A 17,282-nucleotide genomic window follows, 5' to 3' on the forward strand; every position below is an offset into this window, starting at 1 on the left:
TCCCTGGTGCAATCGAATGACTCGATTCTTACATAGAACAAGTGATATTCTATCAAACGGTGAAGAGAATTGCAATAGTATATCCATGAAATTTCACGTAAAGGAAAGAATGACCTTATATAACTTTGGGAAATCTAACGATATTTACTATGAATTACGGAGGAGATACGATGAAAGAACCATTGGATTTAAGTAAATATAGCGTTAGAACTGACCTTGCTGTAGAAGCTCATCAAATGTTGCAAGAAAGCCAAGAAGAACAAAAAGGGATACAGGGGGTAATTGTAAAAGAGAGGGAAGAAGAAGGTACTATAATTACAAAAGTAACAATTGATGAAGCTGCCTCTGAAGCGATGGGTAAAAAACCTGGAAATTATTTAACGCTTGAAGTACAAGGTATACGTCAGCAAGATACAGAACTTCAACAAAAAGTGGAGCGTATTTTTGCAAAAGAATTTTCTTATTTCTTAGAAGAGGTTGGTGTTACAAAAGAAGCGAGCTGTTTAATTGTAGGCCTTGGGAATTGGAATGTAACACCGGATGCTCTTGGGCCAATAGTTGTAGAAAATGTATTAGTAACGAGACATTTGTTTCAATTGCAGCCTGAAAGTGTAGAAGAAGGATTCAGACCTGTTAGTGCAATTCGGCCGGGGGTAATGGGGATTACAGGCATCGAAACGAGCGATGTTATTTATGGGATTATTGAGAAGACAAATCCAGACTTTGTAATTGCGATTGACGCATTAGCTGCCCGTTCTATTGAACGAGTAAATAGCACGATACAAATTTCTGATACTGGAATCCATCCTGGATCAGGGGTTGGGAATAAACGTAAGGAACTAAGTAAAGAGACATTAGGTATCCCTGTTATCGCAATTGGTGTTCCGACTGTGGTCGATGCCGTTTCGATTACAAGTGATACGATTGATTTTATTTTGAAACATTTTGGTCGAGAGATGAAAGAAGGAAACAAACCTTCAAGATCTTTGTTACCAGCGGGATTTTCATTTGGAGAAAAGAAAAAATTAACAGAAGAAGATATGCCAGATGAAAAGAGCCGAAATATGTTTTTAGGTGCTGTTGGTACGTTAGAAGAAGAAGAAAAAAGAAGGTTGATTTATGAAGTGCTATCGCCTCTTGGTCATAACTTAATGGTGACCCCAAAAGAAGTAGATACTTTTATTGAGGATATGGCGAATGTAATAGCGAGTGGTTTAAATGCAGCGCTGCATCATCAAATTGATCAAGATAATACGGGAGCGTATACACATTGAGGGAGAAAGATGATAATAGTTTGAGTCGTTTTGCGCTTTTGTGTATATGTAGTGTAGCTTTATGTTTACTTATGATGATAGCAGGAGTGTCACTTGCTAATCATGGTTTGAAAAGTATGAAAGGTTATCGGCAATTGTCGTATGAACAAATAGCTCATATGACAGGGACAGAGAGTACAGGTGCTGAATCAGAAATTTTGGGTAGTTCGTTTTCAGCTTCAGAAAAACAACAACAATTAGAACGTTTAAGAAGTTTTAATGTTGTAGAAGGAATTGGGATGGCGTTAGCAAGTGTAGCTTATGAAATGACGAAGTTCGGAACGGATATAGTTGTTGGGAAAATAAAGGGGATTTTTAGCTAAGAGTAGCATGGGAGATGGTTGTTTTACTGATTTGTAAGACAACCGTTTTAAAATTTGAAAAGGGTTTGTCTCTTATGGTTTATTCGCATAAGATATAGATAGAATGATTTGTATCGTAAGCAGCACGAGTTTTCATTGAATCTTTGTTGCTCTATTGATATAATCAGTGCTAGTGTATATTGGCGAGACTATTAGGAGTTGAGAACATAGATGAACAAAGAAGAAAGAGCAAAAAGACAGTCCAAAATTCGTAATTTCTCTATTATTGCTCATATTGACCACGGAAAATCAACGTTAGCAGACCGTATTTTAGAGAAAACAAATGCGTTAACACAACGCGAAATGAAAGCTCAGTTGCTTGACTCTATGGATTTAGAGCGTGAGCGTGGTATTACAATCAAATTAAACGCAGTACAATTAAACTATAAAGCAAAAGATGGTGAAGAGTATATTCTTCATTTAATTGATACACCAGGACACGTCGACTTTACGTACGAAGTATCTCGTAGTTTAGCGGCTTGTGAAGGCGCGATTCTTGTAGTAGATGCAGCGCAAGGTATTGAAGCGCAAACGTTAGCGAACGTATACTTAGCGCTTGATAACAACTTGGAAATTTTACCAGTTATCAATAAAATCGACTTACCAAGTGCGGATCCAGAACGTGTACGTCAAGAGGTAGAAGATGTAATTGGTTTAGATGCATCAGAAGCGGTACTTGCTTCTGCAAAAGCTGGAATTGGTATTGAAGAAATTTTAGAACAAATTGTTGAAAAAGTACCAGCTCCGGCAGGTGATTCAGAAGAGCCGTTACAATGTATGATTTTCGACTCTTTATATGATCCGTACCGTGGTGTAATTGCTTATATCCGTGTTGTAAATGGAACGGTAAAAGTTGGCGATAAAGTACGTATGATGGCAACGGGTAAAGAATTTGAAGTAACAGAAGTAGGTGTATTTACACCGAAAACTACGCAACGTGACGAGTTAACAGTAGGTGATGTAGGTTTCTTAGCAGCATCTATTAAAAACGTAGGTGATACACGTGTTGGTGATACGATTACACATGCGAAACGTCCAGCTGCAGAGGCGTTACCAGGTTACCGTAAATTAAACCCGATGGTATTCTGTGGGCTGTATCCAATTGATTCTGCTCGTTATAACGATTTACGTGATGCGTTAGAAAAATTAGAGTTAAACGATTCTGCTCTTGAGTTTGAACCAGAAACATCTCAAGCGTTAGGATTTGGTTTCCGTTGTGGATTCTTAGGACTTCTTCACATGGAAATCATTCAAGAACGTATTGAACGTGAATTTAAGATTGACTTAATTACAACAGCGCCAAGCGTTATTTATAAAGTTTATTTAACAAACGGTGAAGATGTTATTGTTGATAATCCATCTAATATGCCAGACCCACAGTCTATCGATCGTGTAGAAGAGCCGTTTGTGAAGGCTTCAATTATGGTTCCGAATGACTATGTTGGAGCTGTAATGGAAATTTGCCAAGGTAAACGTGGAACGTTTATTGATATGCAATATTTAGATGAAACGCGTGTTACATTAACATATGAAATCCCGTTATCAGAAATCGTATATGACTTCTTCGATCAATTGAAATCAAATACGAAAGGGTATGCATCATTTGATTATGAGTTAATTGGTTATAAACCATCTAAACTTGTGAAAATGGATATTCTTTTAAATAATGAACAAGTGGATGCTTTATCATTTATCGTACACCGTGATTCAGCGTATGACCGTGGTAAAGTAATTGTAGAGAAATTAAAAGAATTAATTCCGAGACAACAGTTCGAAGTGCCAATTCAGGCGACTATCGGAAATAAAGTTGTAGCACGTTCTACAATTAAGGCGATGCGTAAAAACGTACTTGCAAAATGTTACGGCGGTGACATTTCTCGTAAGCGTAAACTTCTTGATAAGCAAAAAGAAGGTAAAAAACGTATGAAGTCTGTTGGTTCTGTAGAAGTGCCGCAAGAGGCATTCATGGCTGTACTGAAAATGGATGACAACTAATATTTGAAATAAAAAAGAAGTCGTTTGTACGGCTTCTTTTTTCTGTATAATTACTTTTTAGACATCTGAGCAGCTCTCATTTACAATAATGAGAGAGCTTTTTAGTTCATATAGAGTTAGGAGATTGTTAATGTCCGAAAATATTCGAAAAGATATTCAAGATAAAATACAAAATGGCAATTTTAATTGTGAAAAGGAATTGACGCTTTCTATTATTAGTGGAAAGTGGAAAGTTGTGATACTGTGGCATCTTGGTGTGGAAGGGCCTCATCGTTTTAGTGAATTACAACGGTTATTCCCAAGCATTTCTCATAAAGTTTTGTCGAACCAATTAAAAGAGTTAATGGAAGATGGGATTGTTGATCGAACAGTATATCCCGAAATTCCTCCTCGTGTTGAGTATTATATGACGGAACTAGGCATGTCACTTTTACCGATCGTTGAAATGATGTATGATTGGGGAAAAATGCGAATGGAACAAATTCGTAATACGTTAGAGAAGTAGAGAATCCTCCGGAGTGCGGAGGTTTTCTTTTTAGAAAGGTAGGAGTTATATTTGGTACAAGCTGCATATATTCATATCCCATTTTGTCAGCACATTTGTCACTATTGTGATTTTAATAAAGTGTTTATTGAACGCCAACCGGTTGATCAATATTTAGATTATTTAGAGAAGGAAATAATAAATACGGTTCAAAGAGTTCCGTTTGATAGTATGAAAACGATTTTTGTGGGCGGTGGAACTCCGACAGCGTTAAATATGGAACAGACAAAAAAATTACTCGAGATTATTAATCGTCATTTGCGCCCGTTTGCTCCGAATTGTGAATTGACATTTGAAGCGAATCCAGGAGATCTACCGAAAGAGAAGTTGAATGTACTACTAGAAGGTGGAGTGAATCGAATTAGTTTTGGTGTGCAAACGTTCCGTGATGAACTGCTTGAGAAAATCGGGCGCAAGCATACGAGGGAAGATGCATTCCTAGCGATTCGAGAAGCTCAGGAAGTAGGCTTTAAAAATATTAATGTAGATATTATTTATGCTTTGCCAGGACAAACGATAGAAGATGTGAAGGAAACATTAGACATTGCTTTTACGCTTGGTGTACAACATTTCTCGGCATATTCATTAATTGTGGAACCTAAAACAGTGTTTTATAACTTAATGAATAAAGGGAAATTGCGTCTTCCGGGTGAAGACCATGAAGCGAAAATGTATGAAATGGTAATGGATGAAATGGAGAAACACGGTTATAACCAGTATGAAATTAGTAATTTCTCAAAAGGTGACAATAAAAGTAGACATAATCTCACATACTGGAATAATGAAGAGTATTATGGCTTTGGAGCTGGAGCTCATAGTTATGTGAATGGGGAACGTATTCAAAATGTAGGTCCGCTGAAGCAATATTTTAATAAAATTGATGAAACAGGATTTCCGTATTTAGATGTTCACGTGGTGACGGAGAAAGAAAAGATGGAAGAAGAGTTGTTCTTAGGACTTCGAAAAACAAAAGGTGTATCTAAAATAGCATTTCAAAAGAAATTTAATATGGAGATGGATCAAGTTTTCGCGAAGCAGTTACAAAACAACCAAGAACAAGGATTGCTTGAAGAGAGCGATGGATATGTTCGTTTAACGCGAAAAGGAAAATTATTAGGGAATGAAGTATTCCAATCATTTTTAATTGACTAATTAAATGTTCCATTAACGTGAAAAAGTTTCATTATTTCGTGACGTTTCCGTTGACAATTGAATGTCAATTTTGGTAAGTTATTAATAGATTTAGCACTCAAAGACAAAGAGTGCTAACAGAGGTGATGATGAGATGCTTACGGAACGTCAGCTCTTAATTTTACAAACAATTATTGATGACTTTATTGGATCAGCGCAGCCTGTTGGGTCTAGAACGTTGGCTAAAAAAGATGAAATTACATTTAGTTCAGCTACTATTCGAAATGAAATGGCGGACTTAGAAGAATTAGGTTTTATTGAAAAAACGCACAGTTCTTCTGGACGTGTTCCTTCTGAGAAAGGCTACCGATTTTATGTAGACCATCTTTTAGCGCCGCAAAACTTACCGAACGCTGAAATTGTACAAATTAAAGATTTATTTGCTGAAAGAATTTTTGAAGCGGAAAAAATTGCACAGCAATCTGCTCAAATTTTATCAGAACTTACGAATTATACGGCCATTGTTCTTGGACCGAAGTTAAGCACAAATAAACTTAAAAATGTACAAATTGTGCCGCTTGATCGTCAAACTGCAGTCGCTATTATTGTAACTGATACAGGGCATGTACAAAGTAAAACGATTACCGTTCCGGAATCTGTTGATTTATCAGATTTAGAAAAAATGGTTAATGTTTTAAATGAAAAGCTATCTGGCGTACCGATGGAAGAACTTCATAATAAAATCTTTAAGGAAATTGTTACAGTTTTACGTGGGTATGTTCATAATTATGATAGTGCAATAAGAATGTTAGATGGTACATTTCAAGTTCCGTTATCGGAAAAGATATACTTTGGAGGAAAAGCAAATATGCTTTCGCAGCCAGAGTTCCATGACATTCAAAAGGTTAGATCTTTGCTTACCATGATTGATAATGAAGCTGAATTTTATGACATTTTGCGTCATAAACAAGTCGGGATTCAAGTGAAAATTGGTAGGGAAAACACTTCGACGGCTATGGAGGATTGCAGTTTAATTTCTGCAACATATTCGATCGGCGAAGAGCAACTTGGAACAATTGCTATTTTAGGTCCGACAAGAATGCAATATTCTCGTGTAATTAGTTTGTTACAGTTATTTACGAGACAATTTACAGATGGACTTAAAAAGTAAATGAGAGTAATACATTCGCTCAAGTGATGAAATTTTCATTGCTGTGTGTAATATATAATGCTTAGGTAATCATGCTATGCATGATACCTAATACCTTTTAAGGAGGTGAATATTGTGGAAGAGCGTAACGAACAAGTGGTAGAAGAAGTAAAAGAAGCGCAAGTTGAAGAAGCTGTCACGCCAGAAAACAGTGAAGAAACTGTAGAAGAAAAAAGTGAGGCTGCTCTTTTACAAGAAAAAGTAGATGAGTTACAAGCGAAACTAACGGAAACGGAAGGTCGCACATTACGTCTACAAGCTGATTTTGAAAATTATAAGCGCCGCGTCCAAATGGATAAACAGGCTGCTGAAAAATATAGAGCACAAAGTCTAGTTTCAGACATTTTGCCAGCTCTTGATAATTTTGAAAGAGCAATGCAAGTGGAAGCGACTGATGAGCAAACGAAATCCTTGTTACAAGGCATGGAAATGGTGCATCGTCAATTGTTAGAAGCGCTGACTAAAGAAGGTGTGGAAGTGATTGAAGCTGTTGGTAAACAGTTTGATCCTAATGAACACCAAGCTATTATGCAAGTGGAAGATAGTGAATTTGAATCAAACGCGGTTGTGGAAGAATTCCAAAAAGGTTATAAATTAAAAGACCGTGTGATTCGCCCATCAATGGTAAAAGTAAATCAATAATTTACATAAAACTAGGAGGATTCGCCATGAGTAAAATTATAGGTATTGACTTAGGTACAACAAACTCTTGTGTAGCTGTTATGGAAGGTGGAGAACCAAAGGTTATTCCAAATCCAGAAGGAAACCGTACAACACCTTCTGTTGTAGCTTTCAAAAATGAAGAACGTCAAGTTGGGGAAGTTGCAAAGCGCCAAGCAATTACAAACCCAAATACAATCATGTCTGTTAAACGTCATATGGGTACAGACTACAAAGTAGAAGTTGAAGGTAAAGATTATACACCTCAAGAAATTTCTGCAATCATTTTACAAAACTTAAAAGCTTCTGCTGAAGCATACTTAGGTGAAACAGTAACGAAAGCTGTTATTACAGTACCTGCATACTTCAACGATGCAGAGCGTCAAGCAACGAAAGATGCTGGTCGTATCGCTGGTTTAGAAGTTGAGCGTATCATTAACGAGCCAACAGCAGCAGCACTTGCTTACGGTTTAGAAAAACAAGACGAAGAACAAAAAATCTTAGTATATGACTTAGGTGGCGGTACATTTGACGTATCTATCCTTGAGTTAGCAGACGGCACATTCGAAGTTATTTCAACTGCTGGTGACAACCGTCTTGGTGGCGATGACTTTGACCAAGTTATCATCGATCACTTAGTAGCTGAGTTCAAAAAAGAAAATAACATCGATTTAAGCCAAGATAAAATGGCGCTTCAACGCTTGAAAGATGCAGCTGAAAAAGCGAAAAAAGATCTTTCTGGTGTAACACAAACTCAAATTTCATTACCATTCATTAGTGCTGGAGCTGCTGGTCCATTACACCTAGAATTAACGTTAACAAGAGCGAAATTCGAAGAGCTTTCAGCAGGTCTTGTTGAAAGAACATTAGAGCCAACTCGTCGTGCATTAAAAGACGCTGGTTTTGCTCCAAGCGAATTAGATAAAGTTATTCTTGTTGGTGGATCTACTCGTATCCCAGCTGTACAAGAAGCTATTAAACGTGAAACTGGTAAAGAGCCATATAAAGGTGTAAACCCTGATGAAGTTGTAGCATTAGGTGCTGCAGTTCAAGGTGGCGTACTTACTGGTGATGTAGAAGGCGTTCTATTATTAGACGTAACTCCACTTTCTTTAGGTATTGAAACTATGGGTGGCGTGTTCACGAAATTAATCGAGCGTAACACTACAATTCCAACAAGTAAGTCACAAGTATTCTCGACAGCTGCTGATAATCAACCAGCAGTAGACATTCACGTATTACAAGGTGAGCGTCCAATGTCAGCTGACAACAAAACGTTAGGTCGTTTCCAATTAACTGACCTTCCACCAGCACCACGTGGTATTCCACAAATCGAAGTAACATTCGATATTGATGCGAACGGTATCGTTAACGTACGTGCGAAAGACTTAGGAACAAGCAAAGAGCAAGCTATTACAATCCAATCTTCTTCAGGTCTTTCTGATGAAGAAGTAGAACGTATGGTACAAGAAGCGGAAGCAAATGCTGACGCTGACCAAAAACGTAAGGAAGAAGTTGAACTTCGTAACGAAGCTGACCAACTTGTATTCCAAACAGACAAAGTTGTAAAAGATTTAGAAGGTAAAGTAGATGCAGCTGAAGTTGCAAAAGCAACAGAAGCGAAAGAAGCATTACAAGCTGCAATTGAGAAAAACGAGCTTGAAGAAATTCGTGCGAAAAAAGATGCTTTACAAGAAATCGTACAACAATTAACTGTTAAATTATACGAGCAAGCTCAAGCAGCTGCTGGTCAAGCAGAAGGTGCGCAAGACGCTGGCACGAAGAAAGACAATGTAGTTGACGCTGAGTTTGAAGAAGTAAAAGAAGACAAGTAATTCAACTGTAAACATAATAAGTAAGATGACAAAAAGTCAAAGTCAAGCGTGCCTTGACTTTGGCTTTTTTCACGAATGAGAAGTGATGTGTGAGGATCTTAAGTTTTTCGCTTTGCATACTGTAAGTGAGGAAACTTTGTTGCAAAGCACTTTCTTTCGGTGTTAAAATTACGTTTATGTGAAAGATTCGGGGGTTGTAAATTTATGAGTAAACGAGACTATTATGAGGTCCTTGGACTTAGCAAGGGCGCTTCAACAGATGAAATAAAAAAAGCGTATCGTCGTTTGGCTAAAAAATACCATCCAGACGTAAGCAAAGAAGAAAATGCAATTGAAAAGTTTAAAGAAGTACAAGAAGCATACGAAGTGTTAAGTGATGATCAAAAGCGTGCGCAGTACGATCAATTTGGTCATGCTGGTGCAAATCAAGGATTCGGTGGATTTGGCGGCGGAGGAGACTTCGGCGGTGGCTTCGGTTTTGAAGATATATTTAGTTCTTTCTTTGGCGGTGGCGGCGGCAGACGCCGTGATCCAAATGCTCCGCGCCAAGGTGCTGACTTACAATATCAAGTCACTTTAGATTTTGAAGAAGCTATTTTTGGTAAGGAATTAAATGTGGAAATTCCAGTAGAAGATCCATGTGATACTTGTAAAGGTAGTGGAGCAAAACCAGGAACTTCAAAAGAAACATGTAAACATTGTTCAGGCTCTGGTCAAGTGAGTGTAGAGCAAAACACACCGTTTGGTCGTATCGTAAACCGTCAAGCTTGTGGTCATTGTTCAGGAACTGGACAAATTATTAAAGAAAAATGTACGACATGTCACGGTTCAGGTAAAGTTCGTAAACGTAAAAAAATCAATGTTAAAATTCCAGCGGGTATCGATAATGGTCAACAAATTCGTGTGTCTGGAAAAGGTGAAGCCGGCGTAAATGGCGGACCAGCAGGAGACTTATATGTAGTCGTTCATGTAAGAAATCATGAATTCTTCGAGCGTGAAGGAGATCATATTATTTGCGAAATGCCATTAACATTTGCGCAAATGGCGCTTGGTGATGAAGTGGAAGTTCCTACTGTTCATGGTAAAGTGAAGCTGAAAATTCCAGCAGGAACACAAACAGGAACAGAATTCCGCCTAAAAGGAAAAGGTGCTCCGAACGTACGTGGATACGGTCAAGGAGATCAATATGTAGTCGTTCGCGTTGTTGTACCGACGAAATTGACTTCACAGCAAAAAGATTTATTACGTGAATTTGCAGGACAAGAAGAGCAGGATGATAGTTTATTCGGAAAGCTTAAACGTGCTTTCAAAGGGGAATAATGGAAATAAAAAATGGAGTTGGTAAATTGTGAAATGGTCAGAAATTAGTATTCATACAACAGAAGAAGCAGTAGAAGCTGTCTCTTATATTTTACATGAAGCTGGTGCTAGCGGAGTTGCGATTGAGGATCCAGCGGAGTTAACGAAAGAGCGCGAGCAACAATATGGTGAAATTTATGCATTGAATCCAGATGAATATCCGGCGGAAGGTGTATTAATAAAAGCATATTTCCCGCAAACGGATTCTTTACATGAAACGATTGCAGGTGTAAAATCATCTATTGATGTGCTTCCATCTTACGACATTGAAATTGGTACTGGAAATATTACCGTTAACGAAGTCAATGAAGAAGATTGGGCTACTGCTTGGAAAAAATATTACCATCCAGTACAAATTTCTGATACATTCACAATCGTACCGACGTGGGAAGAATATACACCATCTTCTCCTGATGAAAAAATCATTGAATTAGACCCAGGTATGGCGTTTGGTACAGGAACTCATCCAACAACAACGATGTGTATTCGTGCTTTAGAAAAAACAGTACAGCCAGGTGACGCTATCATTGATGTAGGAACAGGTTCTGGTGTGCTTAGTATTGCAGCGGCAAAATTAGGTGCGTCTTCTGTTCAAGCATATGATTTAGATCCGGTTGCAGTTGAAAGTGCAGAAATGAATGTGCGTTTAAATAAAACAGATGATATCGTGTCTGTTGGGCAAAATAGTCTTTTAGAAGGTATTGAAGGTCCTGTTGATTTAATCGTAGCTAACTTATTAGCAGAAATTATTCTTTTATTCCCTGAAGATGCAGCGAGAGTTGTGAAGTCAGGTGGATTATTTATTACATCGGGCATTATTGCTGCGAAGGAAAAAGTAATTTCTGAGGCGTTAGAACAAGCTGGATTTACAATTGAAGAAGTGTTACGAATGGAAGATTGGGTAGCAATTATTGCACGAAATGCGTAATATAGATTTTAGTCTATAATGAAAAGGGGAGTCTCTCACTATAAGGTGAGGGACTTGCCGTTTGTTATATGAAAAATGATAATGTTTCGTTCTTTTCGTAAGTGTTGACTTACGAAAGGAACGAAACTCTACTAAGGTGATTATATGCAACGTTATTTTGTAGAAGAAAAACATGTAAGTGAAGCAAAAATTCGCATTGTAGGTGATGATGTACATCACATTGCGAGAGTAATGCGTATGACAGCTGGCGATCAAATTTATTGCTGTGTAAACGGAAAAACAGCAGTATGTTCAATTGATGAAATTACCAGTGAATTTATTAATACGGCTATTGTAGAATGGGTAGAGGCGTCAAGTGAACTTCCTGTTTTCGTGACGATTGCAAGTGGACTGCCAAAAGGAGACAAGCTAGAGTTGATTTTTCAAAAAGGAACTGAGCTTGGGGCAGCTGCATTCTTAACATTTCAAGCATCTCGCTCTATCGTAAAATGGGATGCGAAAAAAGCTGATAAAAAAGTTGAGCGTTTAAGAAAAATTGTGAAAGAAGCTGCGGAACAATCACATAGAAGTGAAATTCCGGAAGTACATGCTCCGGCATCATTTAAGCAACTGCTTACAATGAGTGGTGAGTATGATGTTTGTCTTGTTGCTTACGAAGAGGAAGCAAAACAAGGCGAGAAATCTAATTTTGCGAAAGCTTTAACGACAATGAAACCAGGTCAAAAGCTATTGATTGTATTTGGCCCAGAAGGCGGTTTAGCTGAGGAAGAGATTACAGCGCTTCGTGAACATAAATTTGTACCATGTAGTTTAGGACCAAGAATTTTAAGAACAGAAACGGCGCCGTTATACGCGTTAAGTGCTGCTTCGTATCATTTTGAATTGATGGGGTGATGATCAATGTCAACTGTTGCGTTCCATACGTTAGGTTGTAAAGTAAACCACTATGAAACAGAAGCCATTTGGCAATTGTTTAAACAAGGTGGTTATGAAAGAACAGAATATGAAAAGAAAGCTGATGTTTATGTTATTAACACATGTACAGTAACGAATACTGGGGACAAAAAAAGCCGTCAAGTAATCAGACGTGCTGTGCGTCAAAATCCAGATGCAGTTATTTGCGTAACGGGATGTTATGCACAAACATCTCCAGCTGAAATTATGGCGATTCCAGGTGTAGATATTGTAGTTGGTACACAGGATCGTGAAAAGATGTTAGGTTACATCGAAGAATTCCGTAAAGAGCGTCAACCAATTAATGCTGTCCGCAATATTATGAAAACACGTGTGTACGAAGAACTTGATGTACCTTATTTCACGGATCGTACACGTGCGTCTTTAAAAATACAAGAGGGTTGCAATAACTTCTGTACATTCTGTATCATTCCTTGGGCGCGTGGTTTAATGCGTTCTCGTGATGGAAAAGAGGTTATTAAACAAGCACAACAATTAGTGGATGCAGGCTATAAAGAAATCGTATTAACGGGTATTCATACAGGTGGATACGGCGAAGATATAAAAGATTATAACTTAGCTGGATTACTTCGTGATATGGAAGCGGAAGTAGGCGGATTAAAACGTCTTCGTATTTCTTCTATTGAAGCGAGTCAAATTTCAGATGAAGTAATTGAAGTGTTAGATAAATCTGAAGTAGTTGTACGTCACTTGCATATTCCGTTGCAATCTGGTTCTAATACTGTATTAAAACGTATGCGTCGTAAATATACGATGGAATTCTTCCAAGAGCGTTTAGATCGTTTGAAAGAAGCGTTACCAGGCCTTGCGATTACATCTGACGTAATCGTTGGTTTCCCAGGTGAAACAGAAGAAGAATTCATGGAAACATACAATTTCATTAAAGAGAACCGCTTCTCTGAGTTACACGTGTTCCCTTATTCAAAACGTACAGGAACACCTGCAGCACGCATGGAAGATCAAGTTCCTGAAGATGTGAAGAACGATCGTGTTCATCGTTTAATTGAGCTATCTAATCAATTAGCGAAAGAATATGCATCAGCGTTTGAAGGTGAAGTGCTTGAAATCATTCCAGAAGAGCAATTTAAAGACGGCGACCGTGAAGGGTTATATGTAGGGTATACAGATAACTACTTGAAAATTGTATTTGAAGGATCAGAAGAATTAATTGGTAAGCTAGTGAAAGTGAAAATTACGAAGGCTGGCTATCCATATAACGAAGCGCAATTTGTTCGTGTTCTTGAAGATGATGTGAAAAAAGAATCAGCAAGCGCATAAAAAAGAGCGTGCAACCGGAAATGGTTTGCATGCTTTCTTTATTTGAAGCGGTTAAGTACTAGAAGGTAGGGAGGCGTTTCGTGCATCCCTGTATGAAAAAAGTTGAAATGATAAAAATATAGTTGTCTTCATGAAAGAAGGATACTAGATATTTGTATAACTTTTGAAAAGGAAATGCTTCTATTCTTCTTTTATTCTGCCAAATAGTTGACCTGAAGTGATAAAATGTATTATAATCGTAAAAGACATGCTGAAGAAGTGTTTCTTTTTGCATGCTGAAGTTAGTATGTAAGTGTGATGTTTCGGAGGGAGGGAAAGAGAATGTCAAAAACAGTCGTTCGTAAAAACGAGTCTTTGGAGGATGCACTTCGCCGTTTTAAAAGATCGGTTTCTAAAACTGGTACACTTGCTGAAGCAAGAAAGCGCGAGTTTTATGAAAAACCAAGTGTAAAACGTAAGAAGAAATCTGAAGCGGCAAGAAAGCGTAAATTCTAAGAGAGGGTGTAAGTTATGAGTCTTCTCGGTCGTTTAAACGATGATATGAAACAAGCGATGAAGAATAAACAAAAAGAAAAATTAACCGTTATTCGTATGGTTAAGGCTGCTTTACAAAATGAAGGTATTAAACTGCAACATACTCTTACTGAAGAAGAGGAAGTAACAGTTTTAGCTCGTGAAGTAAAACAGTATAAGGACTCCCTCCTTGAATTTAAAAAAGCTGGTCGTGAAGACCTTGTTAATAAACTGCAAAGTGAAATTCAGATTTTAAGCGCATATTTGCCAGAGCAATTAACTGAAGAAGAACTAGTTGATGTAATCAAACAAGTTATTTCTGAAGTTGGTGCGACTTCTAAAGCAGATATGGGTAAGGTGATGACTGCTGTTATGCCGAAAGTAAAAGGTAAAACAGACGGATCACTTGTGAATAAGTTGGTTATCCAGCTATTAGCATAAAAAAACGTCTCATTTCGTATGAGACGTTTTTTTATTGTTCTTATTAAGGAAAAACACTATATTGCTTAAAAAGCGTTTCTGTAAGTGATAGAAACGCCTCTGGTATGTAAAAAAGGGTAACGGCCTTAGTTATGATTAATCCCACCATAAAAAAAGCTTTTTCGTTTTCTTAATTTCTTCGACGTCTGTAGGTAACACGCTAAAAATGGTATCAACCCAGTCATAATCTGCACTGATTATGATAAAAGGATAGCGATCATTCCATTTTCTTAGTTTAAAAATAACATCTTTATTGCTAACTTCGTAATTAACGCCATTTGTTGGTTGGATTGCAAGGATATCAAATTGGCCATTTCCTTGTATACTTCCAATGCTACACTTACTCTTACTTCCTTGACTAAAACTTCTTTCACAAATAAAAGCTAAGTATGGGGGCTGAAGCTCAGATTGAAGTTTTATAACTTGCTGTTTAGCATAATCTTCAAAGGTAACGACAGAGACTCCAGCTATTTTAGATTTTGAATCAGTTGCATAGAAGGGCTAGATGCTACTGTCAGTGACTTGTTTTATAACATTCAAAATTTCTTGACTAAATCCAATTTCCTTTCGTATTTCCTCGCTTATTAATTCATTTTTTTGTTTTTTAGTGAATCCTAATATTTTTTGAAATTCATATAACAACTACCTATAAAGTATTCTTACTTACAACGTAAAATTTAGAGTGGAGCAATTTCTTTTTCGAATTTTATTTCATTTGTCTAATGAATGACAACTACTTATTCTATGGTCAGTATGTCACGCCCAGAACAAATTGTAACAGGGTTTTTCAAGTTTCTAACTTCTCACTAGGCTCAATTTCTTCATGCAACTTGTACTGATATCCCCTAGGGGCGCATATTCTTGTATTAATACTTCTATTATTAAGGATCACATCCTCTGATCCATCATTGTCCCGATAAATATGATTTCATATAGCGACTGTTTTATTAACATGATATGAACTCTTACAGAATATAGTTATGTTAGTGAAGTCGTTATAACACGATAGGCACTTGTGAAGAAATACATATATGGGATGAGAGGGGGGTCTTTCGAGATGAAGAAATTAGAACAAATGAAAAATTGGTTAACAAAACAAGTAGACCTACCAGTGGATGTATTAATGGATCTACCTCGGATTACTCTTGTTGGGCAAATACATATTTATATAGAAAATCATCGGGGACTATTAGTGTTTTCAGATAAAGAAGTGCGATTGCTTTTAAAACACGGTCAATTACTAATTAAAGGACAATCCTTTGTTATTAAAACGATTCTTCCAGAAGAGCTTTTGCTCGAAGGGATAATTGAGCAAGTAACATTTTTAGAAAATGAAAAAAAAGGTGATTGAAGTGAAACTTCCATTAGTGAAGTTTTTCTTCTTTATCCTGTAAAAGTTTCGTTGATAGAGATCGATTACAGTTTTACTTTGTTTCATTTTAGTACGAGCTATTTTAATGCTTCAAATCTACTTTTAGAAAGGTAGTGAAGGTGGTAAATGAAAAATAAATGGTTTATAAAGTGGCTTGGATATGTAAAAGTGCGAATTGAAGGTAGAGGAGCGGAACGGTTTGTTAATGAATGTGTACGGAGGAATTTATTAGTTTGGGATGTTAAGAAGATAGCTGATGAAACGTTAGTTTTTTGTATGTTGTTACGCGATGTGAAAAAAATAAAACCAATTTATAGAAAAAATGAATGTAAATTATATTTTATTGGACGTTATGGTTTTCCTTTTTGGAATAAGCGTTTAATTAAAAACAGTGGATTTTTAATTGGGTTTTTAATTTTCTTTTTTGGCGTGATTGCAATGTCCAATATGGTTTGGAAAATTGAAATTACAGGAGCAAAACCTGAAACAGAATATATATTGATGAAAGAATTGGATAAAATGGGTATTAAAAAAGGAAAACTGCAGTTTCAAATGCCGAATGTAGAAGATGTACAACGCCATTTGACAGATAATATTAATGCCATTACTTGGGCGGGATTAGAAGTAAGAGGAACGACGTATCATTTTAAAATTGTTGAAAAAAACGAACCGAAAAAAGAAAAGGAACAAATGCCGCAAAATTTAGTAGCAAAAAAAGAAGCGATTATTACAAAAACGTTTGTAGAAGTTGGAAAGCCGGTTGTACTGAAAAATGATCATGTAGAAAAAGGGCAGATTCTCGTATCGGGAATATATGGTAATGAGGAAAGTCCAACGATTGTTTCAGCGAAAGGTATTGTGTATGGCGAAACGTGGTATACATCTAAGGTGGATGTCCCGTTAAAGACGCAATTCCAAGTGTATACTGGTAATGTATACAATGAACATTTTCTTAAATTTGGGGGTACGAAAATAAAAATATGGGGATTTCAACATGATAAGTATAAACGCTCTCGTACTGAAAGCGTAAAGCATGATGTGAAATTATTTGGTTTTACACTGCCGATTGCATATGAAAAAGATGTTGTGAGAGAAGAGGAAGAAGCGAACCGAGAATATACAGAAAAGCAAGCGCTGAAAGTAGCGAAAGAGATGGCCGAAAAAGAACTAAAGAAAAAATTGGATGAACATGCTATGATTGTAAGTGATAAGATTTTGAGTAAAGAGGTTGAGGCGGATCAACTAAAAGTCACATTGCATTATACTGTGATTGAAAATATTGCAGAGCCACAACCAATATCCGAATCCGATATTCAAGGAGACTGAG

The 17,282-nt window shown here is 37.0% G+C and carries 16 protein-coding genes and 1 pseudogene; 16 read left to right on the forward strand and 1 reads right to left on the reverse strand.

Annotated features, from left to right (window positions below; all coding sequences use genetic code 11):
* Positions 1–170 precede the first annotated feature (170 nt).
* The 14 genes from gpr to MHI28_RS25620 all read left to right on the forward strand — a co-directional run bounded on the left by gpr (position 171) and on the right by MHI28_RS25620 (position 14,544).
* Positions 171–1,274 carry a GPR endopeptidase gene (gene gpr, locus MHI28_RS25555; protein WP_000662644.1) on the forward strand — a complete coding sequence of 368 codons (1,104 nt, stop codon included), beginning with the start codon at positions 171–173 and terminating at the stop codon, positions 1,272–1,274.
* Complete coding sequence (locus MHI28_RS25560; RefSeq protein WP_001207093.1) at positions 1,271–1,636, forward strand: YqxA family protein; 366 nt, start codon at positions 1,271–1,273, stop codon at positions 1,634–1,636. Before gpr ends, MHI28_RS25560 begins: the two co-directional genes overlap by 4 nt.
* Before the next feature lie 210 nt (positions 1,637–1,846).
* Positions 1,847–3,670 (forward strand): elongation factor 4, encoded by a 1,824-nt coding sequence (lepA, locus tag MHI28_RS25565; RefSeq protein ID WP_001030948.1) that lies wholly within the window; start codon positions 1,847–1,849, stop codon positions 3,668–3,670.
* A 130-nt stretch (positions 3,671–3,800) separates the two neighbouring features.
* On the forward strand, positions 3,801–4,175 hold the full coding sequence (locus MHI28_RS25570; protein WP_001293539.1) for a winged helix-turn-helix transcriptional regulator: 375 nt from the start codon (positions 3,801–3,803) through the stop codon (positions 4,173–4,175).
* 51 nt (positions 4,176–4,226) lie between these two features.
* Entirely contained in the window at positions 4,227–5,366 is a 1,140-nt protein-coding gene (hemW, locus tag MHI28_RS25575) for a radical SAM family heme chaperone HemW (RefSeq protein WP_000249440.1), read from the forward strand.
* A gap of 133 nt (positions 5,367–5,499) precedes the next feature.
* Complete coding sequence (gene hrcA / locus MHI28_RS25580) at positions 5,500–6,516, forward strand: heat-inducible transcriptional repressor HrcA (RefSeq protein ID WP_000954943.1); 1,017 nt, start codon at positions 5,500–5,502, stop codon at positions 6,514–6,516.
* Between the two features lie 114 nt (positions 6,517–6,630).
* Positions 6,631–7,197: a nucleotide exchange factor GrpE gene (grpE, locus tag MHI28_RS25585; RefSeq protein WP_000392711.1), complete on the forward strand. Its 567-nt coding sequence runs from the start codon at positions 6,631–6,633 to the stop codon at positions 7,195–7,197.
* 26 nt (positions 7,198–7,223) lie between these two features.
* Positions 7,224–9,050, forward strand: coding sequence for a chaperone protein DnaK (gene dnaK, locus MHI28_RS25590; protein WP_069356209.1), 1,827 nt, complete (start codon positions 7,224–7,226; stop codon positions 9,048–9,050).
* Positions 9,051–9,254: 204 nt separating this feature from the next.
* Positions 9,255–10,370, forward strand: a complete 1,116-nt coding sequence (gene dnaJ / locus MHI28_RS25595) for a chaperone protein DnaJ (protein ID WP_000043947.1) — start codon at positions 9,255–9,257, stop codon at positions 10,368–10,370.
* A 28-nt stretch (positions 10,371–10,398) separates the two neighbouring features.
* Positions 10,399–11,337 (forward strand): 50S ribosomal protein L11 methyltransferase, encoded by a 939-nt coding sequence (prmA, locus tag MHI28_RS25600; RefSeq protein ID WP_086413530.1) that lies wholly within the window; start codon positions 10,399–10,401, stop codon positions 11,335–11,337.
* A 144-nt stretch (positions 11,338–11,481) separates the two neighbouring features.
* A complete protein-coding gene (locus MHI28_RS25605) occupies positions 11,482–12,231 on the forward strand; it encodes a 16S rRNA (uracil(1498)-N(3))-methyltransferase (RefSeq protein WP_001190143.1) in 750 nt (249 codons plus the stop codon).
* A 6-nt stretch (positions 12,232–12,237) separates the two neighbouring features.
* Positions 12,238–13,590 (forward strand): tRNA (N(6)-L-threonylcarbamoyladenosine(37)-C(2))-methylthiotransferase MtaB, encoded by a 1,353-nt coding sequence (gene mtaB, locus MHI28_RS25610; protein ID WP_000108679.1) that lies wholly within the window; start codon positions 12,238–12,240, stop codon positions 13,588–13,590.
* 321 nt (positions 13,591–13,911) lie between these two features.
* Positions 13,912–14,085, forward strand: coding sequence for a 30S ribosomal protein S21 (rpsU, locus tag MHI28_RS25615; RefSeq protein ID WP_000048061.1), 174 nt, complete (start codon positions 13,912–13,914; stop codon positions 14,083–14,085).
* 15 nt (positions 14,086–14,100) lie between these two features.
* A complete protein-coding gene (locus MHI28_RS25620) occupies positions 14,101–14,544 on the forward strand; it encodes a GatB/YqeY domain-containing protein (RefSeq protein ID WP_000054582.1) in 444 nt (147 codons plus the stop codon).
* Positions 14,545–14,679: 135 nt separating this feature from the next.
* On the opposite strand, the pseudogene MHI28_RS25625 reads toward MHI28_RS25620, so the two are convergent.
* Positions 14,680–15,225 (reverse strand): annotated as a pseudogene (locus tag MHI28_RS25625) (DUF4253 domain-containing protein).
* A 415-nt stretch (positions 15,226–15,640) separates the two neighbouring features.
* Here MHI28_RS25625 and yqfC point away from each other — a divergent pair.
* Positions 15,641–15,934, forward strand: a complete 294-nt coding sequence (gene yqfC / locus MHI28_RS25630) for a sporulation protein YqfC (protein WP_000732269.1) — start codon at positions 15,641–15,643, stop codon at positions 15,932–15,934.
* Positions 15,935–16,081: 147 nt separating this feature from the next.
* Positions 16,082–17,281, forward strand: coding sequence for a sporulation protein YqfD (gene yqfD, locus MHI28_RS25635; protein WP_000792496.1), 1,200 nt, complete (start codon positions 16,082–16,084; stop codon positions 17,279–17,281).
* The last annotated feature ends 1 nt before the right edge of the window (position 17,282 follow it).

It is taken from the genome of Bacillus sp. FSL K6-0268 (assembly GCF_038005425.1).
Lineage (GTDB): Bacteria > Bacillota > Bacilli > Bacillales > Bacillaceae_G > Bacillus_A > Bacillus_A thuringiensis_S.